General features: G+C 62.3%; 23 protein-coding genes. 8 read left to right on the forward strand and 15 right to left on the reverse strand.

Going from position 1 to position 25165, the window contains the following annotated elements:
* Positions 1–4: 4 nt before the first annotated feature.
* From ABZ728_RS16705 to ABZ728_RS16735, 7 genes are all read right to left on the reverse strand, one after another.
* Positions 5–1324: a glutamine synthetase family protein gene (locus tag ABZ728_RS16705; protein WP_366657371.1), complete on the reverse strand. Its 1320-nt coding sequence runs from the start codon at positions 1322–1324 to the stop codon at positions 5–7.
* An 88-nt stretch (positions 1325–1412) separates the two neighbouring features.
* Positions 1413–2576, reverse strand: a complete 1164-nt coding sequence (locus tag ABZ728_RS16710) for an ABC transporter substrate-binding protein (protein WP_366657372.1) — start codon at positions 2574–2576, stop codon at positions 1413–1415.
* Positions 2577–2596: 20 nt separating this feature from the next.
* Positions 2597–3655, reverse strand: a complete 1059-nt coding sequence (locus ABZ728_RS16715; protein WP_366657373.1) for a branched-chain amino acid ABC transporter permease — start codon at positions 3653–3655, stop codon at positions 2597–2599.
* On the reverse strand, positions 3652–4548 hold the full coding sequence (locus ABZ728_RS16720; RefSeq protein ID WP_366657374.1) for a branched-chain amino acid ABC transporter permease: 897 nt from the start codon (positions 4546–4548) through the stop codon (positions 3652–3654). Before ABZ728_RS16720 ends, ABZ728_RS16715 begins: the two co-directional genes overlap by 4 nt.
* Complete coding sequence (locus ABZ728_RS16725; protein WP_366657375.1) at positions 4545–5321, reverse strand: ABC transporter ATP-binding protein; 777 nt, start codon at positions 5319–5321, stop codon at positions 4545–4547. The genes ABZ728_RS16720 and ABZ728_RS16725 overlap by 4 nt, the downstream gene beginning before the upstream one ends.
* Positions 5308–6123: an ABC transporter ATP-binding protein gene (locus ABZ728_RS16730; protein WP_366657376.1), complete on the reverse strand. Its 816-nt coding sequence runs from the start codon at positions 6121–6123 to the stop codon at positions 5308–5310. The genes ABZ728_RS16725 and ABZ728_RS16730 overlap by 14 nt, the downstream gene beginning before the upstream one ends.
* A 131-nt stretch (positions 6124–6254) precedes the next feature.
* Positions 6255–7145, reverse strand: coding sequence for a MurR/RpiR family transcriptional regulator (locus tag ABZ728_RS16735; protein WP_366657377.1), 891 nt, complete (start codon positions 7143–7145; stop codon positions 6255–6257).
* A 143-nt stretch (positions 7146–7288) separates the two neighbouring features.
* Here ABZ728_RS16735 and ABZ728_RS16740 point away from each other — a divergent pair, with 143 nt between their 5' ends.
* Positions 7289–8002: an isochorismatase family cysteine hydrolase gene (locus tag ABZ728_RS16740; RefSeq protein WP_366657378.1), complete on the forward strand. Its 714-nt coding sequence runs from the start codon at positions 7289–7291 to the stop codon at positions 8000–8002.
* Positions 8003–8026: 24 nt separating this feature from the next.
* On the opposite strand, the gene ABZ728_RS16745 is transcribed toward ABZ728_RS16740, so the two are convergent.
* The 4 genes from ABZ728_RS16745 to hemH form a co-directional block, all read right to left on the reverse strand.
* Positions 8027–9601 (reverse strand): TRAP transporter large permease subunit, encoded by a 1575-nt coding sequence (locus ABZ728_RS16745; protein ID WP_366657379.1) that lies wholly within the window; start codon positions 9599–9601, stop codon positions 8027–8029.
* 10 nt (positions 9602–9611) lie between these two features.
* Entirely contained in the window at positions 9612–10142 is a 531-nt protein-coding gene (locus ABZ728_RS16750; protein ID WP_366657380.1) for a TRAP transporter small permease subunit, read from the reverse strand.
* A gap of 113 nt (positions 10143–10255) precedes the next feature.
* Positions 10256–11356 carry a TRAP transporter substrate-binding protein gene (locus ABZ728_RS16755; RefSeq protein WP_366657381.1) on the reverse strand — a complete coding sequence of 367 codons (1101 nt, stop codon included), beginning with the start codon at positions 11354–11356 and terminating at the stop codon, positions 10256–10258.
* Between the two features lie 164 nt (positions 11357–11520).
* Complete coding sequence (gene hemH, locus ABZ728_RS16760; RefSeq protein ID WP_366657382.1) at positions 11521–12657, reverse strand: ferrochelatase; 1137 nt, start codon at positions 12655–12657, stop codon at positions 11521–11523.
* Positions 12658–12791: 134 nt separating this feature from the next.
* Between hemH and ABZ728_RS16765 the strand changes: the two genes are divergently transcribed.
* From ABZ728_RS16765 to ABZ728_RS16795, 7 genes are all read left to right on the forward strand, one after another.
* The gene (locus ABZ728_RS16765; RefSeq protein ID WP_366657383.1) at positions 12792–13382 is read left to right on the forward strand and encodes a hypothetical protein; all 591 of its coding nucleotides are present in this window, start codon (positions 12792–12794) and stop codon (positions 13380–13382) included.
* A 604-nt stretch (positions 13383–13986) separates the two neighbouring features.
* Positions 13987–14475 (forward strand): MucR family transcriptional regulator, encoded by a 489-nt coding sequence (locus ABZ728_RS16770; protein ID WP_366657384.1) that lies wholly within the window; start codon positions 13987–13989, stop codon positions 14473–14475.
* 180 nt (positions 14476–14655) lie between these two features.
* On the forward strand, positions 14656–16131 hold the full coding sequence (locus ABZ728_RS16775) for an FGGY family carbohydrate kinase (RefSeq protein WP_366657385.1): 1476 nt from the start codon (positions 14656–14658) through the stop codon (positions 16129–16131).
* Positions 16132–16282: 151 nt separating this feature from the next.
* Positions 16283–17254: a substrate-binding domain-containing protein gene (locus ABZ728_RS16780; protein ID WP_366657386.1), complete on the forward strand. Its 972-nt coding sequence runs from the start codon at positions 16283–16285 to the stop codon at positions 17252–17254.
* A gap of 18 nt (positions 17255–17272) precedes the next feature.
* Positions 17273–18919 (forward strand): sugar ABC transporter ATP-binding protein, encoded by a 1647-nt coding sequence (locus ABZ728_RS16785; RefSeq protein ID WP_366657387.1) that lies wholly within the window; start codon positions 17273–17275, stop codon positions 18917–18919.
* The gene (locus ABZ728_RS16790; protein WP_366657388.1) at positions 18916–19842 is read left to right on the forward strand and encodes an ABC transporter permease; all 927 of its coding nucleotides are present in this window, start codon (positions 18916–18918) and stop codon (positions 19840–19842) included. Before ABZ728_RS16785 ends, ABZ728_RS16790 begins: the two co-directional genes overlap by 4 nt.
* Positions 19843–20074: 232 nt before the next feature.
* The gene (locus ABZ728_RS16795) at positions 20075–20560 is read left to right on the forward strand and encodes a hypothetical protein (protein WP_366657389.1); all 486 of its coding nucleotides are present in this window, start codon (positions 20075–20077) and stop codon (positions 20558–20560) included.
* Between the two features lie 27 nt (positions 20561–20587).
* Here ABZ728_RS16795 and ABZ728_RS16800 read toward each other — a convergent pair whose 3' ends face one another.
* The 4 genes from ABZ728_RS16800 to ABZ728_RS16815 form a co-directional block, all read right to left on the reverse strand.
* Positions 20588–21472, reverse strand: a complete 885-nt coding sequence (locus ABZ728_RS16800) for a transglutaminase family protein (protein WP_366657390.1) — start codon at positions 21470–21472, stop codon at positions 20588–20590.
* 137 nt (positions 21473–21609) lie between these two features.
* Positions 21610–22491 (reverse strand): alpha/beta hydrolase, encoded by an 882-nt coding sequence (locus tag ABZ728_RS16805; protein WP_366657391.1) that lies wholly within the window; start codon positions 22489–22491, stop codon positions 21610–21612.
* A 189-nt stretch (positions 22492–22680) separates the two neighbouring features.
* Entirely contained in the window at positions 22681–24294 is a 1614-nt protein-coding gene (locus ABZ728_RS16810; RefSeq protein ID WP_366657392.1) for a BCCT family transporter, read from the reverse strand.
* Between the two features lie 237 nt (positions 24295–24531).
* Positions 24532–25035: an SgcJ/EcaC family oxidoreductase gene (locus ABZ728_RS16815; RefSeq protein WP_366657393.1), complete on the reverse strand. Its 504-nt coding sequence runs from the start codon at positions 25033–25035 to the stop codon at positions 24532–24534.
* Positions 25036–25165 lie beyond the last annotated feature (130 nt).

Here is a 25165-nt window from a genome sequence, read left to right on the forward strand (position 1 = left end):
TTCCTCAGTAGGCCTCGGCGTAGACCCGGCACAGTTCGTCAGGGCTGCGATCTTCAAGCATCGATATCTCGCCGCGTTTGTGCATCAGATAAGCCTGGCGCAAGCCTGGGCCGAGCCAGCCACTGGCGACGTCGTCCGTCTCCAGGGCTTCCAGAGCCTCGGCCAGAGTTCGGGGCAATGCCTGGATGCCCATCGTCTCACGCTCGGCATCTGAAAGATCACCGGGATCTCCGTCGTGTATTGCGGGGGTCGGAAGCCCTTCTCGCAGTCCCTGAAGCCCGGCAAAAATCAGCATGCCCAGTTGCAGATAGGGGCTGGCGGCAGCATCGGCGGCGCGGAATTCCATGTTGTAGCGCGGCGCCGGGTCGATGTCGCCGGCTGCCGGCACGGGGCAGATGCGCAAGCCGGCCTCACGGTCACGCAGGCCGAGATTGCCCCAGAAGGCCGACCATGAATGGGGCCGCAGGCGATCATACGACACCAGACTGGGGGCCGTGATCGCACAGAGGGCCCGCACATGGCGCAGGATCCCGGCGGCAAAGGCGCCCGCCTTCGGCGAAAGCCCGCCCACACCCTGTGGATCGTAGGTTACCGACTGTCCGTCGCTGTCCACCAGGCTGCAATGAATATGCACGCCGTTGCCGACACCGCCCCGCGCGACCAGCGGCGAGAAACTGGCGGTCATTTCGTGACGCTCGGCGACGGCGCGGCACAGCTCGCGCAGTTTGACCGCCCTGTCGGCCGCTTCCAGTCCGGTCGTCGGGTCAATCGTGATCTCGTATTGCCGGGTGCCATATTCCGGCAGGAAGGTATCCGGCTCCAGCCCGTTCGCCCTGAGCGCGCCGATGAAGTCGCGGGTGAATCCGGCGATCGATCGCATGGAGCCGAGCCCATAGGAATCCCCGCTTCGGGCGTGAGCCTTGTCGAGATGGAATTCGTGCTCGAAACTGGCCAGCAAGGACAGCCCGGTCTCCGTTTCCAATGCGGCCAGAGCCCGCTTCAGAAACGATCGCGGACAGCAGTCCCACGGGGTCTCGTCCAGTTCCAGAATATCGCCCAGATACCATTGCTCGCGCGGGGTGCCGTCGGCGAAATCGAGCAGGACGCGGCCTTCCCTGGCCGGGACCAGGAACAGGTCGCCGCGTGGGCCGAACGGCGTCGCCGGTATGCCGCCCAGGCAATTGATCATGATATTGGTCGGCGTCCACCCGACGCCGAGACGCCGGCGCTTTTCGAGATCGCGGGCGGGAAAGCCTTTTCCACGAACCTGACCGGCAATATCGCTGCAGCAGACCAGAATCACTTCTTCGGGCGTGGTTTCCACGGTACTGGCTCCTGGAATGAGCTGGGGCGTGAGGCAGGAGGAAAGCCGGGGCGGCACGGGCTTTCCCGTGCCGCCCCGCCATCCGGCGTTATTCCGGACGCCAGATTTCCTCGACGTTGAACTCGGCGCCCTGAACGGAAATGATGGAGACCGGCTTCGGCGGCACCATGGTTTCGCGTGTATAGGAAACGGTGCCCGTTACGGCCGGATAGTCCCGCGTCGCCTCCAGCGCGTCGCGGACTGCAGCCGGGTCGTCGCTCCCCGCCTCTTCGATTGCGGCGGCGATCAGACCGATCGCGTCATAGCCGAGCGGCGCGAACGAATTCTCCGGCGGATGACCGAAATGCTCGGTGTAGTCATCAATGAACGCCTGCACCTCGGGCCGGTCGTCGGCCAGATAGGTGTGGGACGAGAAGAAGACGTCATTGGCCAGTTCCGGCCCCGGTACCGTCGCCACCAGTTCCGTATCGAATCCGTCACCGGAGATGATCGGGAACTCGATGCCGGCTTCGCGGATCTGGCGTACGGTCAGGCCGGCTTCGCTGGGGATGGCCGAAATGAACACGGCATCCGGTGCAGGGTCGACATCTTCCAGGCGGGCGATCTGGGCCGAGAAATCGGTGTCGCCCATCATGAAGAAATCTTCGTCGATGATCTCGCCGCCACGCTCCTGGAACCGTTCGACGAAGAACTGGGTCAGGGCGCGGGTAAAGTCCATCGAGTTATCGGTCCAGACATAGACCCGGCGAAGCCCCATCGTGTCATAGGCATAGTCGGCGATGGCGTAGGACTGATCGTCATCGCCGAAGGCCGCCATGAACATGTGGTCGCCCACCCAGGTCGGCAGCATCGGATGCGTGGCACCCGATGTGACGAACGGGATGCCCGCTTCCTGGAAGGTGGGTGCGGCGGCCATCACGAAGGTCGTGTCCGACTGGCCGAAACCGGCAACGACATCCGACGAGACCGCTTCCTGCGCGGCGGTCGCCGTCACCTGCTGATCGGTGCGCGTGTCGAAGACGACCAGTTCCAGCGGCCGCCCGAGTACGCCACCTTCTTCGTTGATCTGCTCGACATGCAGTTCGGCGCCCTGCAGCGACGGGCCGTCCAGCGACGACAGACCACCGGTCAGCGAATAGAGGGCGGCGACGCGGATCGGCTCACCGTCCTGGGCCTGGGCCTGCGATCCGGTCGATGCGAGACCGGCCACGAGCGCGAGCGCCGTGGCGGTTGTCAGGGTATGCTTGATCATGAAAAGCCTCCTTTTCCGTTTTATTTTTCAGCCGGCCTGGCCGCCGACGGGGCGCCCTGGTCGGGGAGTTCGGACCTTTCGGTCCGGGACGCGACAGGTCCGGGTCTCAATATTCGTGGCTCGGAACTGCCGAAGAATCCCTGCGGCCGCAGCAGCAGCGTTGCGATCAGCAATAGCGCAATGATCACCTGCACAAGTCCATAGGCGCCGACGGCCTGTTCGACCGGCCGCAGCACTTCTCTCAGAACCGTGATCGATACCGCAGCGAGAATCGCGCCGACGAGACTGCCGCTGCCGCCGATCACCACCATGACGACCAGCATGAAGGCCATGGTGAGATTGAACGATCCAGGCGTCAGATTGGTCAGGAGATGCGCCCACAATGCGCCGCTGATGCCGGCGAAGAAGGCGCCGACGGAAAACGCGGTCAGCTTGGCTCCGGCCCGGTTGACCCCCATACAGGCGGCCGCCATCTCGTTCTCGCGGATCGCCAGCAAACTGCGTCCGACCGACGAATGCTTCAGACGCCAGCAAACCAGTAGCGTCACCGCCAGCCAGCCGAGGATCCACCAGAGCGACGTCATCCGGGGGATGCCGTTCAGTCCAAGGGCGCCGCGCGTCAGGCCGTCAGCATTATTGATCAGCACGCGCAGAATGATGATCAGGCCGAGCGTGGCCACTGCCAGATAATGGCCGCGCAGACGCAGCACCGGAAAGCCGACGATCACCGCGGCAAACGCCGCCGCAGCACCGCCGATTACCGTGGCGGGAAACAGCGACAGTTCCGCTGTGGCAAGCCATTCCGGCAGCGCGGGTAACATGAAGCCCTTGCGGTTGGCGGGGAATGTCAGGACCGCTGCGACATAGCCCCCCAGCATCATGAACGCCGGATGGCCAAGTGAGAAAAGCCCCGTCAGGCCATTGGAAAAACTGAGACTGACGACCAGAATGGCATAGATCCCGGCAAAGCCGATCACTGTGCGCTCGTACCCACTGAGGAAGGTTTCCGCGAACGCGACCAGCAGCACGGCAGCGGCGGCCAGCACGGCCCAGGCGATCTGGTGACGCTGCGGCTTCATGCCCGTTCCTCCGAAACCCGGCCCATGATTCCGTTGGGCAGGAACAGCAGGATGACGATCAGCAAACCGAACACGAACGCGTCCCGATAGGATCCGTAGATCGGCGGCAACATGCCGACGAACAGCACTTCGGCAAAGCCGAGGATGAAGCCGCCCAGCACGGCACCGGTCAGACTGCCGACACCGCCAATGACGGCCGCAACGAAGGCTTTCAGTCCCGGAAGGAAGCCCATGAGTGGATCGATCTGTCCGGCGCGTCCGGCCCACATGATGCCCGCAACCCCCGCAAGGGCGCCGCCGACGCCAAAGGCCGTCGCGATCGCCCGGTTGATCCGGATGCCCATCAGGCTGGCCGCCAGCGGATTCTCCGCCGTCGCGCGCATGGCCATACCCAGCCGCGAGCGCTGCACGAACAGCGACAACCCACCCAGAATGACAGCGGTCAGGATGACGATGGTCAGTTCCAGAACCGTCAGCCGCGCGCCGAAGACGTCGATATTGGTCCGCATCCAGTCTGGCAAGTTGAACGGTCGCGGTTGGCCCGACAGCAACAATATGCCGAGATTCTGCATCAGGATCGAAACGCCGAGCGAGGTGATGAACCCGTTGACTTGCGGTGCATCGCGCTGCGGGCGAAAAGCCGCCATATCGATCAACATCGCAATCAGGGCGCCGATGATCAGCACCGCGAGCAGTGCCGTCCAGAGAGGCAGGCCGAACACCGTCAGAATGGCGAAGGCGCTGAACGCGCCGACCATCATCACGTCGCCATGGGCGAAGTTGATCAGCCGAACAATGCCGTAGATCATCGAGAATCCGACCGCGATCAGGGCGTAGAGCGACCCCAGCACCATGCCGTTGATAAGCTGCTGGAGGACATATCCCGCCGTCATGACAGTTTCGCCCCGTCGGTTTCCGGATCGGTTCGGGCTTCGGATTGAGTAGGAGCGGTCGTCAGCCCCAGATAAGCCTCGCGCACACGCGGATCGTCGGCGAGGTCGCCGGCCGGTCCGGATAGCTGAATTTCGCCGGTTTCCAGCACATAGGCCCGATCGGCAACGTCCAGCGCCATACTGGCGTTCTGTTCGACCAGCAATACGGTGGTTCCCTCGTCGCGGATATCGTCGATAACATCGAAGATCGTATCGACCATCTGCGGCGCCAGGCCCAGCGACGGCTCGTCCAGCAGCAACAGCTTCGGCCGCGACATCATGGCCCGCGCCATGGCCAGCATCATCTGCTCGCCGCCGGAAAGCTGGCCAGCCAGGCCGCCTGCGCGTTCGCTCAGCACTGGAAACAGCACCATCATGGCGTCGATATCCGCCGCGATTCGGCTGTCGCTGCGCAAATACGCGCCCAGTTTCAGATTCTCCAATACCGTCATGCCGCCAAAAACCTGACGGCCTTCCGGGCAGTGGGCGATCCCCGCCGCGACGATATCGCTGGGCTGAAGCCGGGCCAGATCCGATCTGCGGTTGTCGACTGTCAGGCCGATCGTCCCGCTTCGAGGACGCAATACACCTGAAATAGCCAGCAGCGTCGATGTCTTGCCGGCGCCGTTCGCGCCCAGCAAGGCGACGATTTCACCCTGATCGACATGCAGGCTGACCTGTCGCAGAACCTGCGAGGCGCCGCGCCAGACATCAAGGCCCTCAAGCGTGAGCATGTCGACGCCCTTTCCGGCTTCGCCGCCCGCTGCCCAGATAGGCGGCGATTACGTCTTCGTGGCGCTGGATGTCCGCGGGTTTGCCGTCGGCGATCAACAAACCGCGGTTGAGAACCTGAACCCGGCTGCAAAGCGACATGACGAGCTTCATGTCATGCTCGACCACGATCAGCGTCGGCGCGTCAGCGGCAGAGGCGATGCCGCGCAGCGTCTCGGTCAGGGCCGCAGTCTCCGACGGGTTCATCCCGGCCGCCGGCTCGTCCAGCAACAGGACAGTGGGCGCCGTGGCCAGAGCCCGGGCAATCTCGACCTTGCGCTGCAAGCCATAGGGCAGATCGCCGGCGCGCCGATCGACGGCGTCGGCCAGTCCGAGATCCGCCAGCAGCGCCGCCGAGCGGTCGCGGATCTCGCCTTCGCGGGCGACGGCGCCGGGCAATCCCAGTATCGTCGCGAGCCATCCGGGGCCCTGGCGCATGTGCAACCCGACCGCGACATTCTCCCAGACTGTCAGATCCCGAAACAGCCGGATATTCTGGAACGTCCGGGCGATACCGGCGCTGGCAAACGCCTCGGGACCGACACCGGCCAGATCGGCTCCGGCGAGCCGGATTCGGCCGCCAGTCGGCGCAAGAACACCGGTCAGCAAGTTGAATGCGGTGGTTTTTCCCGCGCCGTTGGGTCCGATCAGACCCAGGACATCGTTGCGCGCCAGATCGAGGCGATAGTCGCTTAACGCCGCCAGGCCGCCGAAATGCTTCGACAGATCCTCAACTTCCAGGACAATGAGCCCGTCTGTCGACATTCCGGTCTCCGGGAAATGGCAACCGATTGCGCAAAGGCGGGAACTGGCGCCCCTATCCTTCATGATCTAAACGTTACAGAATGCGTTCCAGAAGATCAATCCGGAATAATTCGAACAACCCGGATGGCCGCTCAGAGATCGCCGGAATCGTCGCTGTCCGCACCCGGAAGCAGCGTGTCGCGGTAGGATTCGATGACCTCGATCCGGCCTCTGGCGTTCGACCAGATCCGTTCGTCGAAGGCCTGGGCGATGACCTCGACCAGCGTGATCATGCCGACCAGACTGTCCCAACGGGACGGGCCGTCGACCCGGGCGCGGAACGCCATGTCAGCGGATTCCGCCGCATCCGACATCCATTGATCGGTAAACAGGACGGTTTTCGCCCCTCTTGCCTTTGCCAGCGCGACCGTGGTCACGGTCTCGCGCTGATACCGGCGTATATCGAAGGCGATCAGCACGTCGCGCCGCCGCAGGTCGGTCAGGATATCGGCCCGCCGGACCAGATCGTGGCCGACCAGGCGCACGCGCGGGCGCATCTTTCTGAGATGGAACTCCAGGTGACGGGCCGCCATTTCGGTAAAATCGCCGCCGAGAACATAGATATCCCGGCGTTCGTCGCACAGCAGTTCGAGTAATCGGTCGATTTCCGAACGCTGGCACATGGAAACCGTATCGGTGACGGTCGCGACGAGCCGGTCGCCCAGAGCCGTGAAACCCGAAGCGTGGCTATCGGCTTCCGGCGGCCGGGTCAGGGGGTATTCCGCCTGCGCTTCAACCTCGTCGCGCAGGGCCCGGCGAAAATCGGCATAGCCGTCAAAACCGAGTTTGCCGATGAAGCGCAGCACCGTCGGCCCGCTGACGCCGGCGCGTTCGGCGAACAAACCGACCGTATCCAGGCCGGTTGTCGGATAGCGGGCCAGCAGCGCCCGCGCTGCCCGCCGCTCTGCGTTGGTCAGCGAGGGCATGCTCGCCTTGATACGATCCATCAGTGTGGGTTGGTGTTGGCTTTCCGTGCTCGCCACGCCCGTCCTCCCCCGGTTCCGGCCCCGGCCCCGACCCCAGATCGGGCCGATCGTCGATCGTTACGATATTGCCCTGATTCTTGCATTCTGTAATGCTCATTACGAGGGTCGAATCCCGATCCTGAAAGCCTGGAGCCGAAACCATGTCAGCATTGGACACCCCTGCCGACCTTCCCGCAATTGACGCGCCCAGAGGTGCGTACCGGGAACGACCCATCGACCCGGCACGAACAGCGCTGCTGTCGATCGACATGCAGAACGCCGAATACAGTGCCGAAAGGCTGAAGCGCGCAGAGGCCGGAGACGCTGCCGAAGCGCCATATGCGGAGTTCCTGGACCGAGTCGATCGGGTCGTGCTGCCCAACCAGCGCCGCCTGCAGACAGCCGCGCGGGCCAGGGGCATCGAAGTCATCTATACGGTCATCGAAAGCCTGACCCAGGATGGCCGCGACCGCAGTCTCGACCACAAGATCTCCAGACTGCACCACCCCAAGGGCTCGTGGGAAGCGCAGGTGATCGACGCAGTCGGCCCCACCGGCGACGACATCGTCATTCCGAAAACGTCTTCGGGAATTTTCAATTCCACGAATATCGAGTATGTGCTGCGCAATCTGGGCATCGACTTCCTGATCGTCTATGGCGTGATGACCGACCAATGCGTGGAATCGGCCATACGCGACGCGGCCGATCGCGGCTTTCTCGTCACACAGATCGACGATGCCTGCGCTGCGGAGACCTCGACCGGCCACGACCAGTCTATCAGGGCGATGAAGGGCCATTTCTGCCGCACCAGGACCACGTCCGAAATGATCGCCGAAATCGAGGCGCTGCCGGCAGTGGAAAGGCGACGTCTTTGATGGCAGCCGGTCAGCACAGGCCCATCAGAAAAGGACCGACGGCAGCCATGTGGCCAGCGCCGGGAACGCCGCCACGCCGATCAGCGCCACGATCTGAATGGCAATGAACGGCATGACGCCGCGATAGATGTCGCTGGTCCTGACCGACGCTGGCGCCACGCCCCGCAAATAGAACAGCGCGAATCCGAACGGCGGCGTCAGGAACGATGTCTGCAGATTGAGGGCGATCATGATGCCGAGCCAGATCGGGTCGACTCCCATGATCATCAGAGCCGGCGCTACGAGCGGCACCACGACCAGCGTTATCTCGATGAAATCCAGGAAAAACCCGAGAACGAAGATCGTGGCCATGACGACGATCATGGCACCGGTCACGCCGCCGGGCAGGCCTTCGAGCAGAGCGCGAATGGTTTCGTCCCCGCCCAGTCCGCGAAAAACCACGGCAAAAAGGGCGGCACCGATGAGGATCGCGAACACCATGGCGGTCAGCTCCGCCGTGTTGCGCATCACCGGCTGGAGCACGTCGGAACGGATGGTCGCCCGGATCGCTTCGGCGATGGCGGCCGCCGCCAGAACGGTCAGCAGAACCGCCGCGCCGATCGCGATACCCTCTCCCACCGAAAATTCCGACCGGGTAACCCTCAGGTCGAACAGCACTGTCAGCGCAACGAGGCCGACAAGACTGGTCACGCCGAGCCTCAACAGCCCCCGTCTGGCACCGTCAGACTGCAGCCCCGCGAGAAGGAGCGCACCGACCGCACCGACGCTCGCGGCCTCTGTCGGGGTGGCGATGCCGCCGAGGATCGACCCCAGAACGGCAAAGATAAGGGCGATCGGCGGCACCAGAGCCGAGAATAGATACCGCCAGATGCGTCCGACGGAGGCAGCCGGAATATCGTCCGGGGAAAGCGCGGGCATCGCCGCCGGGCGCAGCCACGCGGTCAGGATCTGATAAACCAGGTAGAGCCCGACGAGACAGAGGCCGGGTATCAGGGCGCCCGCGAACAGGTCGCCCACGGCGATTGTTTCCGGCGAAAAAATGCCCTGATCCAGTTGAGCCTGCTGATAGGACGAGGCCAAAACGTCGCCAAGCAGGATAAGCACGATCGACGGCGGTATGATCTGCCCCAGCGTGCCCGCCGCCGAGATGGTGCCGGCGGCAAGGGCCGGATCATAGCGATGGCGCAGCATCGTGGGCAGCGCCATCAGCCCCATGGTGACGACCGTCGCGCCAACGATGCCCGTCGATGCCGCCATCAACGCACCCACGATACACACCGAGATTCCCAGGCCGCCCCTGAGGCGCCCGAACAACAGTGTCATTGATTCCAGGAGCTGTTCGGCGACCTTCGAGCGTTCCAGCAGCACGCCCATTGCAATGAACAGCGGAACGGCGATCAGGACCTGATTGGTCATCGTCCCGAAGATGCGTTGTGGAAATGCGCCCAGGATCGACAGATTGAATACGCCGAACGCGCTGCCGATCAGCGCGAACAGCAGACTGACCCCGGCCAGAGTGAACGCCACGGGAAAGCCGATCAGGATCGCGGCGCACAGCGTCGCGAACATCAAAAGGTCCAGAATCTCGTTTACGGCCATCGAACGTTACTCATCCGCCGGCGGAATAGGTGTCGTCCATGGGCCGGCCTGTCAGATGGGCGGCCGCGCGCACGGCCATGACGATACCCTGGGCGAACAGGGTAGCGGCAAACACCAGAATGAACGTTTTCAGCAGGAAAATGGCCGGCAGACCGCTGGTTTCCCGCGATCCTTCCAGGACCGCCCAGGACCGCGCGACATAGGGAAACCCCAACCACCAGACAAGCGCGCAGGTCGGCAGCAGCAGGAACAGCGCCCCGAAAAGGTCGATCGCGGCCTTTCGCCGGGGCGGGGCCTCACCGTAGAAGATATCGACGCGAACATGCTTGTCGACCGCCAGGGTGTACGCGGCGGCAGCCATGAACAGAATGCCGTGCATGTAGATCACGGATTCGAACATGTACAGCGATCCGACGCCGAAGACATAACGCAGGACGACGATCGCAAACTGGACGAGCACCATGGCCAGCACCAACCACATGGCGGCAAGGCCCAGATATGTGTTCGCCCGCTCGATGAATCGACAGATTGAAAAGATCACGAAGAACTGTCCGGCATGCGCGTCGGGCTTGTGCGGTAATGGAGGGAGCGTCGTTGCTCAGCAGGATGAAGCCCGGCCCCGCGGCAAAGGCAGCGCGACCGAGCGGCGGGACCCTAGCGCGGGAACGGTATATCGAGCAACCGTGTTGCGGCGAAGGACTGCTCGCCGATGGCGGCCCAGCGTACGGCACTTTCACGGAACGAGGCCAGGGAGTCGACGATCCGGCCCGTCATCTCGTCGTTTTCGGCGACTTCTCCCACAACCTCGGCACTGGCTTCGGCCAGGGCGCGGGTGATGTCGTCGGGCCATTCGCGGAGCTGAACGTCATGTTCGTTGATCAGGACATCGAGCGCCCGGATGTTCTGCTGATTGAACTCTGCCGTCACGATGTTGTTCTCGGCGTCCGCAGCGGCGCGAACAATCATTTGCAGGTCACTCGGCAGTTCCTCGAATTTCGCCTTGTCGACGGTAATTTCCGTCGCGGCACTGGGCTCGATCATGCTCGGCCCATAGTAGAACTTGTTGACGCGGTGCAATCCGAGCGCCAGATCGTTCCATGGCCCCACCCACTCGGCGGCGTCGAGCGTTCCGGCGTCGAGCGCCTGATAGATCTCGCCGCCCGGCAGCGTCTGCACATTCATCCCAACGCGGCGCCACACTTCGCCACCCAGACCGGCAGTACGGAACGACAGCCCCTGGATGTCGTCCAGGCTCGACAATTCGTTCGGGAACCAGCCGCCCATCTGGATCGAGGTATTGCCGCTCATGAAGCCCTTGAGGCCGTAGCCGTCATAGAACTCGTCCCAGAGTTCCTGCCCGCCGCCCCAGCGGATCCAGGCATCGTGTTCGCCTACCGTCAGTGCATAGGGCGCGGAGGTAAAGAAGTTGAATGCCGGTGAGCGCCCCTGCCAGTAATAGGGAGTGCCGTGAAACAGATCTGCCGTACCGCCGGTCACGGCGTCGAACGCCTCGAAGGCCGGGACCAGTTCTCCGGCGCCGTAGACGTTGATCGTCAGCCGGCCGCCGCTCATCTCCGTCACGCGCTGGGCAAACCGCGCGGCGCCCGTCCCCAGGCCGGGGAATCCGGCCGGCCACGTGGTCACCATGGTCCATTCACGGCTCTCCTGGGCGATCGCAGGGGCCGGAAAGCTGCTGGCAGCAGCCGCGCCGCCAATTGCGCCCGTGGTCGCGGAGATGAAGGAACGGCGTTTCATGTTGCGTCTCCCATTCAGGTTTCTGATTTGGCGCCCCGCCCGCTGATGCGCACGGGCCGATGCATTTATCGGCAACGGAGCCCGAGAGTGCCAACATTGGCAAATCCTCGTGCCCCTTTGCGCGCATTATTGTCGCCGTCGCCTGGTTATGCAACCGATCCCGCTCACGATCGACCGACCGCCACCGACGCAGCGGCGGGTGCGGTCGCCGTGTCGATCCAGCCGGCAAGATTCTCCATCGCCAGATCCTTCAGCATTTCGATATGCCCCGCCTCGTCGTTCAAACAGGGCAGCGCCGCGAAATGGGTTCCGCCGTTCTCGATGAACGCCTCGCGGACTTCCTGGTTCAGTTCTTCCAGCGTTTCAACGCAGTCGGAGGCGAACCCCGGGGCGACCACTGCGATCCGCCGGGCGCCCTTGCGCGCCAGATCGGCAACGGTTTCGTCGGTATAGGGTTGGAGCCAGGGTTCATTGCCGAAACGCGACTGAAACGACATGACGATGCGCGTCTCTTTCCAGCCCAGCTTTTCTGACAACAACCGGCCCGTCTTGGCGCAATGGCAGTGGTAGGGATCGCCTTTCCTCAGATACGATTGCGGCAGACCGTGAAACGACATCAGCAGCACTTCCGGAACAAAGTCCAGCGCCGCAACGTGCCGCGTAACGGATGCGGCGAGTGTTTCAATATAGGCCGTATGCTCGAAATATGGCGGAACGACCCGGAGCGTCGGTTGCCAGCGCATGCGCGACAGGACGCTGAAGACTTCGTCGCAGGCTGTCGCCGTCGTGGATGCGCTGTATTGCGGATAGAGCGGCAGGACGACCAGACGCGTGCACCCCTGCTCGGCCAGACGGGAAATCGCCGCTTCGGTCGAGGGATTGCCGTAACGCATTCCCCACTCGACAACGACCTCATCGGTGCCGGCGTCCCGGAACCGTGACTGGACCTTTTCGGCCTGAGACCGGGTAATCGTCTTCAGTGGCGACTCGTTCCTGCTTTCGTTCCAGATCGATTTATAGGCGCGCGCCGTCTTCTGCGGGCGCGTGTTCAAAATGACGCCGTTCAGCAGAACCCACCACAGGACCGGATTGACTTCGATCACCCGACGATCCGAAAGGAACTGTTTCAGATATCGGCGCACGGACCAGAAATCCGTTGCATCGGGCGTACCCAGATTAAGCAACAGCAATCCCGTCCTGCCGAGTGTCACTGCCGGGTGATCGACCGGACACCCCCGCAGGAGAGGGACCACTTCGTTGCCTGTCGCGTCGTTGCCGTCGATATTATGATCCGGTTCCATTAACACTTGCCCCCAGCATTCCAAACTGCCTGCGGTCCGGGCCGCAGATCGTCGCCCTTATTGCCAACGATTCCCGAAGGCATCGAATTGCATCTCCTGGCATCTTCACTAAGCGGATAGTAGGTGCACCGCAATTGCCGCACGACAAGGGCGCATCACGTCGCGCCGCCATGGGTTCGTCACCTAATGATCACAGAACGGCCTCTGGCAACAACATCATCGTTTCACCATTTAATGAATCTTATGAATCGATCGCTGTTTTGCAGAAGGAGAACGCAAAAATGAAAAAGTTCACGATGCATCAGAGAGCCCTGGGGTTGTCCACTGCATTTCTGCTGGCGCTTTCGACTGGCGTTGCGGCGCAGACGCCCGCAGGAACGACAACGGCCGCCGACATAGAACGCGCCGGATATTCGGACGTTACCGAAGTTGCCCCTCAGTATGAAGAGTCAGTCAATGCATTCAGAGCCGTTGCGCCCGATGGTGACACGGTGACGATCGAAATTCAGGAGGGGACTGGCGAGTGGCTGATCCTCAACGCCGAACCCAGCAGCGTCGTGACGACATACCGGGCCGGTGAGGCACCGGCCAATGCCTTGCCGATGCGCGATTCCGGCACGGCAGTGGGAACACCAGGCATGGGAGACCCCGGCATGGAAGCTCCCGGACCGGATTCCACTGAAATGGACTCTCCAGCACGAGTTCAGTCTGCACCGATGGATTGAGCGTTCGAGTCCCGAATTATTTGTGATCGAAGTAATGAAAGGGGTTACCGCTGATAGCGGTGACCCTTTTTCGACTTGAAGTTCGTTTGAACTTAGTTTATTTTTTATATGTAATTTAGATTTCGTTGGCGGGCTGGACGTGATTGGAGTGCGCGCGGTTATCGTTCTTGCATTCCGACGCGGCAATTTCGATGGAATGCCAACTGAGCAATCATCAGCAGAATGACCGCGGTCCAATTTACTCAATAGAATGTAATTTCCGCACCGCATTGCCGGATGCACCGTTCATTCCGGCCAATTGCCAATTTCGGTCATGGATAGTGACGCGATAACGTGGTTCCGCCAAAGCTGACGAGGCCGTCAGGTTAACGTACGACAAAACGAGACAACGTCCCGATAGGATTGGAAACAATCGTATGACTAAATTTCGCGCGTTCATATTTAAACACCTTTGAGGCGAAGGCGTTGACTTCCTGCAACAAGATATCGGGCTTTCTCCCCTTCCATATGAAAAAGATTGACAAAAAGCGGTTTTCTTACGTTGACAGTTGAAAAAAAGATGACAAAAGTCTAACGCACCAGCACCCCCAAGAGGAGAATGAGCATGAACAACGATTCAAAGCAGGATGATGTGGGTGTTTCTTCATCGCCGAACACACTCGTTGCCCAAACGGCAGCGATCGTAACGTCCTATCTCGGCAATACCGCTGTTTCCGTATCTGACGTTCCCGCACTGATTGAAACCGTTCACCGGGCGCTTGCGAATGCCAGCAACCAAACGAGTCCGGTTGAAGAGAAGCCAGTACCTGCGGTTCCGATTCGGAAATCCGTCACACCTGACTATATTGTCTGTCTGGAGGACGGCAAACAGGTCCGCATGCTGAAGCGGTATATCAAAACCCACTTTAATCTGACACCTGAAGAGTATCGACGTCGCTGGGGTCTTCCGGAAGACTATCCTATGACAGCGCCCAACTATTCAAAGCGGCGCTCAGAGCTCGCGAAGGCAATCGGTCTCGGCCGGCCGGTCGAAGTCGAGCCCGCCAGGAAGGAGACCAGGACCCGTCGTCCGAAGAAAGTAAGCGCAGAATAACAATGATACTTAAGACATCATAATTCTCTTGGGGATCTGAGTGCAAAACGAGAAGCAACCTCGGGATCGTCACGGAAACCTGCAGCGTCGTGCGCTCCGTGACGGTCACGAGGCTTTTTGTTGACGTGCGCACCGCAAACTCCGAAAACGCCACCATGATAATGCGTTTCGGGGGCGGGCGTGACGATTATTGCGGTATTGGATATCGGCTCGACATCGACCAAGGGATTGCTGATCGACGGGAACGGTATCGTCATTGCGACCGAATCGGCAGCATACGCAACTTCTTCTCCCCAACCGACGTGGATGGAACAGAACCCCGACGACTGGTGGAAAGCCACCGTCAGGTTGTTGCGGTCGCTGAGCGCCCATGCGCTGCCCGACGCTATCGGTCTGACCGGGAGCATGCAGAACCTGATTGCCCTCGACCGATCCGGCAGGCCGGTTCGGCCGGCGATCCTTTACAGTGATACGCGCGCCGCTCCGGAAGAGGATCCGTCCGACGCCGTGGCCGCCATCGTCGGCAACAGGCTCGACCCGTTCATGCCGATTGCGAAAATATCGTGGTTGCGGCGCCACGAACCGGAGGTCTTTCACCAAACCGGCCTGGTTCTGTCCTGCGCCAAGGATTACATCTCGTTGCGGCTTACCGGCATACCGGCCTGTGACGCCACGGCGGCAACGACGGTGGGGCTCATGGACCTGGCCCGCCGCACCTGGTCGGCGGCGCTACTCGAACGCTTCGATCTCGCAGAATCGCTGTTCCCGCCAATTATCGACGCCGATGCCGTCATCGGCGGTATCACGCCGGCCGCCGCTGCCGAAGTCGGCTTGCCGGTCGGCATCCCGGTCGTCAACGGATGCGGCGATGCGGGATCCACCAGCATAGGTGCCGGTGCGGACACACCCGGCGATGCCGTCGTATATCTCGGCACGTCTGGCTGGATCGCCGTCAACGGCGGCAACTATGATCCCGGACGCCCTTCCGGCGTCTACACACTCGCCCACCCGACCACGAGCGGCGTCATTGACATCGCGTCCTTGTTGACAGCCGGCGATGCGGTCGCCTGGATCCGGGATCTTCTCCGCCGCCGATCGGATGGTGCGGCATGGCCCGACGCCGATATTGCCGCCGAACTGGAACGAACGGCGCCGGACGGGACTGCTGTCCCCCTGTTTCTGCCCTATCTCGGCGGCGAACGCAGCCCCTTCGTCGATACAGCCGTCCGCGGCGCATTTCTGGGCCTGGACCGGCATACGACGCCCCCGGCCCTGATCCAGTCGGTGCTTGAAGGCGTCGCCTTTGCGATCCGGCACAATATGGAATCGCTGCCGGACGGAACGCCCGAGGCGACAGAGATCGGCGTCATGCGGCTCGTCGGCGGCGGGGCTGCAAGCACTGTCTGGCCCCAGATCATTGCCGATACCTGCAATCGTTCGATCGACGTCGTCGACACGCCCGTCGGTGCGACCGCATTCGGCGCCTGCCGATTGGCCGCGGCGGCATTGGGCATCGCGGACCCGTTCCGGTCGAGAGCGCCCATCACCGCCCGATTTGCGCCATCGCCCAAACGACGGGAAGCTGCGAACCGGCGGTACGAGGCCTTTCTGAAGGCCACAAGCTGCGCCCGTGCCATTGCTCCCCTGTTGCGCTGAGGCGGCCCGGCCCTGCCGGTAGTGCCGCAATGCTTGCACCGCCGTGGATTTTCGGCATCATCCCCTGGTATTCGCAACCGGTGCCCGCATCACCGGATATCGTGCCCCCGATCGACCGATCATCGAAAGCATCCCAGGGAGACACCCCCGCATGTCCACTCGCAGCCTGACACCGCCCACCGCCCGGCCCGCCACCATCGCGGCTGCATCCCTGATCGCCGCCGCGACGGCCGGGATTGCTCCTTCCAGCGGCGCAGCAGATGACCAGGCGCAGCAACGGGTGGCCGTTCTCACGCCTTTCCTCAGTTCGGTGGCGACCAATGAAATGGTCGAGACGTTTCAGACGCGTGCTGAAGATCGAGGCTGGGCCGTCAATGTCATCGATACCAGAGGCAGCATGGCCGATCTTGCCAATCGGCTGGCGGATACCGCCGGAACCGGTGTCGATGCCGTGGTGCTCGTCAGCATCGATCCGGCCGAAATCGGCGATCAGGTCCAGGACGTGGCCGATGCGGGAATTCCGGTAGTCCTGATCGACGGCGGATCGGCCGACGGGGTCATGCTGAACGTAACATCGGACAACTTCGCGCTGGGCAGCGCGCTCAGCCAGTATCTGATCGATGAAATCGGAGGATCGGGCAATCTGGTGAAGTTCTTCCATTCAGCCCATCCCGGCGTCCGGCAGCGGGAACTCGCCCTCGACGACGCCCTTGCCGCCAATCCCGACGTGCAGGTCATCGCCGACCACTATGTTCAGGTCCCCGGCCCCATCGATGACAGCCGCGTGGCAATGGAAAACATCATCCGCGCCAACCGCGGCGAGATCGATGCCGTCTGGGCGGCCTGGGACGAACCGGCCATCGGTGCCTGGCTTGCCGCCGAATCCGAAGGCGAAGCAGGCTCCTTTATCATCGCCGGGATCGATGGGAATCCCCAGGCGGTCGAAATGATCGAAAGCTGTACCGCCATCGTCGCGACGGTCGCTCAGGATTTCGCCGCCATGGCCGATATCGCCTCGGAGGAACTGGCGTCGATTTTCGCCGGCGACGGTGTGTCGGCGGCTGAACGCTACGCGCCGGCCAATGTGATTACACGCGAAAGCCTGGGTGTGAGCTGCGACTGACCGGCGGTCACGTACCAGATGGCAGGCAAAAGCGAAGCCTCAGCCGCGGCGATCGGCCCGGCTGAGGCCCGGATCGCTGTGACCGATCTCACCAGGCGGTTCGGCGGTGTCGTGGCACTGAATGAAGTCAACCTGCGGGTGGGGCGCGGATCGGTCCATGCTTTGGTCGGCGAGAACGGCGCTGGCAAATCAACGCTGATCAAATGCCTCGTCGGCGCGATCCGCCCCGACAGCGGGTCCATTCGTATCGACGGCCACGCCGTCACGTTCGCCGGTCCGGCCGAGGCCGAGGCGATAGGCATCCGCGCCATCCATCAGGAACTCAACCTCGTGCCGTCATTTTCGGTCGTGGAGAACGTGTTTCTGGGACGGCGCTATCCCCGCCGGTTCGGCATGATCGACCGTCGGGCGATGCGCGAGACGGTCGCCCACCACGCTCACCGCCTGGCCCCTGGACTGCCGCTCGACAGCGCGGTGGGGTCGCTGTCGCCGGGCCAGCAACAGATGGCCGAGATCGTGCGGGCATTGTCGGCCGACGCGCGTGTCGTGATCATGGACGAACCAACCGCGGCACTGGGGTCCGGGGATACCGAACGGCTGTTCGACGCCGTGCGGACCATGCGATCCGACGGCGTCTCGGTGATTTATGTCTCGCACCGGCTGGAAGAAGTCCTTTCCCTGGCGGACGCGATCACTGTCATGCGCGACGGTGCCGTCGCCGCAAGCCAGCCGAACCGCGATCTGAACAAGGACCGACTGGTCGCGCTGATGTCTCCGGCCGCGCGAACCCGCTCCTCCGCAACCAGATTGACCGTCGCGTCTGAACGGGATAGCGGCGACATTCCCCCAGCCGTGCCGTCGCTGATGACCATTCGGATGCCGGGGACGGAAACATCGGGCCGTCCGGCGTCGACCGGTTCGATCGACCTTGGTCCGGGTCGGATCATCGGCCTCTATGGACTGCTGGGGTCGGGCCGCAGCCATCTGCTCGCCGCCCTTTTCGGTGCGGCGCCAATGCCCGACGGTGTCAGCGTCGAGTACAGGGGAGCGCCGTTCGCCCCGCGGTCAACGTCCGAGGCTATTGGCGCGGGATTGGCATTCGTGCCCGAAGATCGGCGCAGCCAGGGCCTGGTGATGCATCATCCGGTACGGGTCAACCTGACTTTGCCGCTTCTGGACCGTTTTCGGCGGTGGCGCGCGATCCCCTGCCCCGACCGGCGACGGGAAAATGCGTTCGCCCGAAAAACGATCGCGGATCTGTCAATCAAGACAACCGGTCCCGAACAACCCATCGACGCGCTGAGCGGCGGGAACCAACAGAAGGCACTCCTGGGCCGTTGGTTTGCCGCCGAGACATCAGTATTTCTGCTCGACGAACCGACGCGCGGCATCGATGTCGGCGCCAAGGCCGAGCTTCACGGCCAGATACAGCGCCTTGCCGCCGACGGGGCCGGGATCATTTTCGCATCCAGCGATCTGGAGGAAATAATGGAGCTGGCCGACCGGGTCTATGTGCTGGACCGGGGGCGCATCGCTGCGGACCTGAGCGGCGACGCCGCCACGCCCGACGCCATCCTGACCGCCTGCTATGCCCGCAACGTCCCGGATTCAGGCCCGGATTCGGATTCAGACCCCACCGCCGATACCGGATTCCCGACCCGATGACCCGTTTCTTTCAGCGCCTCGGGACACCGATGGCACTTCTCGCCATCATCGCCCTGTTCACGGCATTGAGTCCGTCAGCCTTCGGGACCGCGTCCAATCTCATCAACATCACCCAGCAGATGGCGCTGCTGGCGATGATTGCTGTGGGCGCCACCTTCGTCCTGGTATTGTGGGAGTTCGATCTTTCGGTCGGCGCCCTTGCCTCGTGGTCCGGCATCTGCGTCGTGACGCTGTTGCAAGCCGGAGCGACGCCGATGGTGGCAATCGGTCTCGCCCTGCTTTCCAGCACCGCATTCGGCGTTGTGTCGGGCTTGCTGGTCGCCAGATTCGCCGTACCCAGTTTCATCGCGACGCTGGCGCTGGGCACCGTCGTCGCCGGCTTCACGTTCTGGCTGTCTGGCGGCGCTACCCTGTTCGGCGGCCTGCCCGACGGCTTTCGCACCCTGACCCGCGGTACGGCGTTCGGTCTGCCGCGTCTTACCTGGTGGATCGCCGCCGGGGCGCTCGCGGCAGGACTGATCCTGACCCAGACGGCTTTCGGTCGGCGCCTTTATGCCATTGGCGGCAACGCCGAGGCCGCACGCCTGGCCGGTGTTCCGATGGCACGCGATCGAACCATAGCTTTTGCGATTTCCGCCACCCTCGCCGGTTTGACGGGGATTCTGCTGGCCTCCCGTCTCGGAAGCGCGCATCCGACGGGTGGAGACGGATTCCTGCTGCAGGCCTATGCGGCCGTGTTTCTCGGCACGACGGCCTTTCGCGACGGAGAAGCCAACATCGCCGGATCGATCGTCGGCGCCGCGATCATCGCAACTTTGGCCAACGGCCTCACGATCCTGGGGACGCCGAGCTATGTTCAGGACATGTTGACGGGTGCCATTATCATTCTGGCCGTTCTCGTCAGACGGTTCGCCATACGGTAACGATACTGCTCAAAAGCTCACGCATGGGTGGGCCTTCAGCAGATCTGCGCGGCAACCATCCGTGTTCGGTCGAGCAAGTCGTATGGCAGCAATGCAACGATAGTTCCTAAAAGTTGCTGTATCTCTATAATTTGCAACCTATATGCTATTTCGTTTTCAGTAGAATATTTCCCAATGATGAGGATTGTGTATAATATGCGGCCGAGGGACCGATTGTGATTTGGGGGTTGTGGTGAGAATGGTCTATCCGGCATCGGTCGATTTTACGGCGGACGGTCAGGTGGCAGTGCGGTTCCCGGACTTCCCTTCGGCGGAGGTTATTGCGCCTGACGAAATGGAAGCCATTGCACTGGCGGAGGATGCGCTGATCGCAGCAATCGATGGTCTCATGTGGTCCGAAGATCCGATACCGGATCCCGGGACCACTCAGAACGGCATGCTGGCGGTTGCCTTGCCGATCGAAGCCGCAGCCAAGGTCGCCATCTATCAGACCGCGGCCGAAACGGACCGGAGCGTATCGGGTTTTGCCGAATCACTCGGCATGAGCCGCGACGCTTTTCGCCATCTCACCGATCTGACCGCCCCGGTCAGTCTGCAGGATCTGGAGACCACGCTGGCGTTGGTGGGCAAGAGGCTGATTGCGGACATCGAGCATACCAACTCCGGTGATCTGATGTACGGCGGCGATGACCCGATTGTGGTTCGGCCGTTTGAATAAACGCCTTACCCTGGCGCCGGTCCGGCGTCAGCTTTTCGTTTTTGTCACCTGCACTTCGACCGTCATGGTCACGTCGCCGCCGGCGTCGCCAAAATATGACCCCTGCACGGGCATCGCCTGATCGGGGGTGCGGCCAACGCCGATTCTTATCAGGTTCGTGCCGGTATAGGCGCCGTTCGTCGGGTCGAATTCGGTCCATCCCATTCCCGGCAAATAGACCTGACACCAGGCATGGGTCGCGCCGGCCCCGGTGGTGCCGTCCGAAGGGCCGCCCTCCAGAGCGGGATCGTACAGGTACCCGGTCACGAAACGTGCCGCCAGCCCCAGATAGCGACAAGCTTCCATCATCAGCAGGGCGTAGTCGCGGCACGATCCCCGTGCCGATTGCAGTGTCTCAACCGGCGACTGCACACCGGGCTCGTCGCGGGCGGCATAGGTGAAGTCGTCTCGGATCGATTTCACCATGCGGTCGAGAACGTCCATGGTGGAAGACGCGCCGCCGGAGCCGAGAAACCGGCTCGTCCACTCGGCGAGATGTCCGTCTGGATCGGGAAAATGCTGAACCATGGTCGGCCGCAAATCCTCGATCTCGTCGCTCGGATAATCGAACGGCAGCGACTGCGCAAAATCGGCCAGCGGAAAGTTGAGATCGTTTACACCATAGTGGTCGACGACGATATCGCTTTCAAATCTGAGAACCCGGCTTTCTTCGCTGAACCGGGCTACAGCGATCGAATTGCTGAAGACATCGTGGAGCCATCGCAGATTTCCTGCGGGTTCGATCAACAGCGTCGACGATACCAACCTCAGGTCATGGCTATCCCTGGGCCGGAACAACAGCCGGTGGTCGCCAAACCGGACAGCCTGCGGATAGGTGTAAGTCGTCACATGCCGGATATTCAATCGTGCCATAATGGTTTTGTCCTGGGGTCGAACCGATACCGACTACAAGTCAGCAGCGACACGATGAATATCAAGCTGCAAGAATCAAAGTGTAGGGTCGGGGCTCACGCTTTGGCAGTGAGGTTACTTCTGTGCCACAGGAGATATTAATCCCCAGCCTCGATCGGTTGCGGCGACGCCAGACGAATCACCGCGTCGATGACGTCGTCTCCGACCCGTGCCGGCACGCCGACAATCGGGAACAACCCCGACAGCAAGCGGATATGACCCACCCCCGGATAGGTGATCGTCTGGACCCCGACGCCGCCGTTGCGCAGGGCATCGGCCAGCTCGGCCGTGTTCTCCGGTGCAACCGTTTCGTCGGCTTCGCCGTGAAGCAGAACCATCGGCGGCGCATTTTCGGTGACGTGGCTGACCGGAATCGCGAGCTCCGGTTCGCCGGCCGCCGGTTCGAAGATCGGCCGCGTCGACTCCAGTGTCAGCAGGTCGAAGCCATAGGGACCGGCCATCCCGACGACACCGCGAACCGGGCTGGCAGGCGCCCCGTTCTCGTTCAGGTGTTCGCCGTACAGGTAATTTGGGTCGAGAGCCAGCAGCGCGGCGATGTGGGCCCCGGCCGAGTGGCCGACAAGCACGAGACGATCCGGATCGCCTCCATACAGTGCGATATTGCTGCCGGCCCAGCGCACCGCTTCGGCACCATCCTCGACGAACGCCGGAAAGCGCACTTCGGGGTAAACGCGATAATCCGGTATGACGGTGACGATACCCCGGCGGGCGAGCGTGTCGCCGACGAACCGGTAGTGCGCCCGTTCACCGTTGCGCCAGCTGCCGCCATAGAAAAACACGACCACCGGCGCGTCATGGGCATCGTCCGGTGCATAGACATCGAGCTGCCGTCGCGGTCCCTCGCCATACCGGACGCCTTCAGCCGATACCATGCCGCTGCCAACGAAGACGGTATTGGCGACGGTCAATGGTGAGCAGGCCTGAAGCACGGCCAGCGCCAGCAGTGCGGCAGAAGCCATGAGCGGGCGATATCCCCCGCGAAATCGCAATGTTGAAACCATAACAGCAATACGCCGGCCGGCGATCACCGGATCACGGCTGGCCAGATGACAGCAAGGCCGAAACCGGGGTGGGCCAAATGACAACGGCGGCGTCCCGGACACCGGAACGCCGCCGCAGCAAGCACAGTCAGCCAGGTGGCCCGGACGCTACCGGGGTTCGCTGGCCAGTCCCTTGACGATGGAATAACACGCCCCGAGCAAGATGACCGTGAACGGAAGACCGGTGGAAACGGCCATCGCCTGCAGTGCCGCCAGACCGCCGCCCAGCAGCAGCGCGATCGCCACCACCCCCTCCAGGGTGCACCAGAAGATCCGCTGCGGCAGCGGCGCATTGACCTTGCCGCCGGCTGTGATCGTGTCGATCACCAGCGAGCCGGAGTCCGACGAGGTGACGAAGAACACGATCACCAGGAAGATACCGATGAATGACGCGATCGAGGTCAGCGGGAGTTCCTGCAGCACCATGAAGAGCTGCAGTTCCAGCGCCGCCGTAGAGGCACCCTCATAGCCATCGGCCACGAGCTGGGTGATGGCCGTGCCGCCGAACGCGGTCATCCAGAACACGGAGACGACCGAGGGGATGATCAGCACACAGGTGATGAATTCCCGTACCGTCCGACCGCGCGAGACCCGTGCGATGAACATGCCGACGAACGGTGACCAGGAAATCCACCATGCCCAGTAGAACGACGTCCAGCCCTGGCGGAAGTTGTCATCGGTGCGGCCGACGGGGTTCGAGAGCGGTATGAAGTACTCGGCATAGGCCCACAGATTGCCGAAGAACCCGGTGATGATCTGCAGCGTCGGCCCAACGAAGACGATGAACAGCAGCAATGCCGCCGCCAGAACCATATTGATCTCGGAAAGGCGCTTCACCCCGGCGTCCAGCCCGGCGACGACCGAAATCAGGGCAACGGCCGTGATGGCGATGATCAGGAAGACCTTGGACGGATCGGAGACCGGAAGGCCGAACAGGAACTCAAGCCCCGCATTGGCCTGTTCCGCGCCGATGCCAAGCGACGTGGCCAGACCGAACAGCGTGGCGAAAACGGCCAGGATATCGATGATGTGGCCCCACCAGCCCCAGACGCGCTCACCCAGAATCGGATAGAAGATCGACCGCACGCTCAGCGGCAAACCCTTGTTATAGCTGAAAAGCGCAAGAGCCAACGCGACGATGGCATAGATCGCCCATGGATGGAGACCCCAGTGGTAGATGGTTGCTGCCATGCCGAGACGCCGCGATGTTTCCGCGTCCCCCGCCGCGCCGCCGATCGGCGCCCAGCTCTCCGGCGAACCGGCGGTGTCGGCGACCGAGGCCGCATAGTGGCCGAGCGGCTCGGACACGCCATAAAACATCAGCCCGATGCCCATGCCGGCGGCGAACAGCATCGCGAACCAGCCAGCATAGGAATAGTCGGGCTTGGCGTCCATGCCGCCGAGCCGCACCTTGCCATATGGAGAAACAACGAGACCAAGGCAAACAAGGACGAAAATGTTGCCCGCGGTCAGGAAAAACCAGTCGAAGCGCGCGGTGATGACATCGCGCAGCCAGGTAAACCATTCCGACGCCGGCTCCTGAAGCGCGAGCGTCAGAACCGTGAAGGCAACGATCGTCAGCCCGGAGATGACGAAAACCGGATTGTGAACGTCGAGACCGAACGGTCCCAAACTGGCTTTGATGTTGTCCTGGCCAACTTCGTAGTCGGTTTCGATCGGGTTCACCGGCCCGTCCGGGGGTATTTCGGTTTGGTCGGTCATACTACCTCCGTTTTGCTTTTCTGCGCCGCCGTGCCGGCTACTGCGCGGTTCCTCCCGTGGACGCTGTCGTAATGGTCGATGACGCAATATGCGAATGTCGTGAGCAGTCGCCGTCCGGGTTCATATTTGCGCCCCGGACCGGCGCTGGCTGCGGTCTCGATACCCGAGATTTCAGCACATAACAACCAAAAGCCGTGAATTTTGAAAGTCAGACAACCGAAGCGGTAAAATCCGCTGCTATTCCGTCGTTTCAGGCATCAACGAGGAATGATGGCTGGCGATCGCCCAGCCGCCGTCTTCGAACGCATAGGTATAGCTGTAGCGCGCATGCGCGACATCCCCCGTATCGGCAAAGGCGAAAGTGTAGAGACCGATATCCAGCGCGGTATTGCATCCGATGCGGATCTCGCGCTGGTCGATGCTGCCTTCGGGGCCGTCTTCCAGAAAGTGTACGAAGTAGTCCCGTATTGCCGCCGGCGTCAGCCTGATTTCGTTCGACAGAGTCGGCACCAGCACCGAGTCCGGTCCGTAGAGGGCAACAACGGCGTCCGGATCGCGGGTTTGCAGCGCGGCATTCCAGTCCTCGAACAGATCGGCGACCTCCTCGGCCGTCACCGCCTCGCAGGTCACCGACTGCTGTCCGTCACCCGACGAGGGCGACGATTCCTGCGCCATCGAGGCCGAAAGCGGCAAGCAGAATGTCCCCGCCATAACGCCGACAAAAACCATTTTACGCTTCATTTGGAACCGTTCCCTTGTTTTCTCGTTCTTGTTTGGCCAGGTGCTTTCACTTCGTTGTGCCAGGGACATCGAAGCAAATCCACGCAGACACTATCAGACATCGGGCTCCGGCCCCAGTCACCAATTCACA

The organism is Fodinicurvata sp. EGI_FJ10296, assembly GCF_040712075.1.
In the GTDB taxonomy this organism is placed as follows: domain Bacteria; phylum Pseudomonadota; class Alphaproteobacteria; order DSM-16000; family Inquilinaceae; genus JBFCVL01.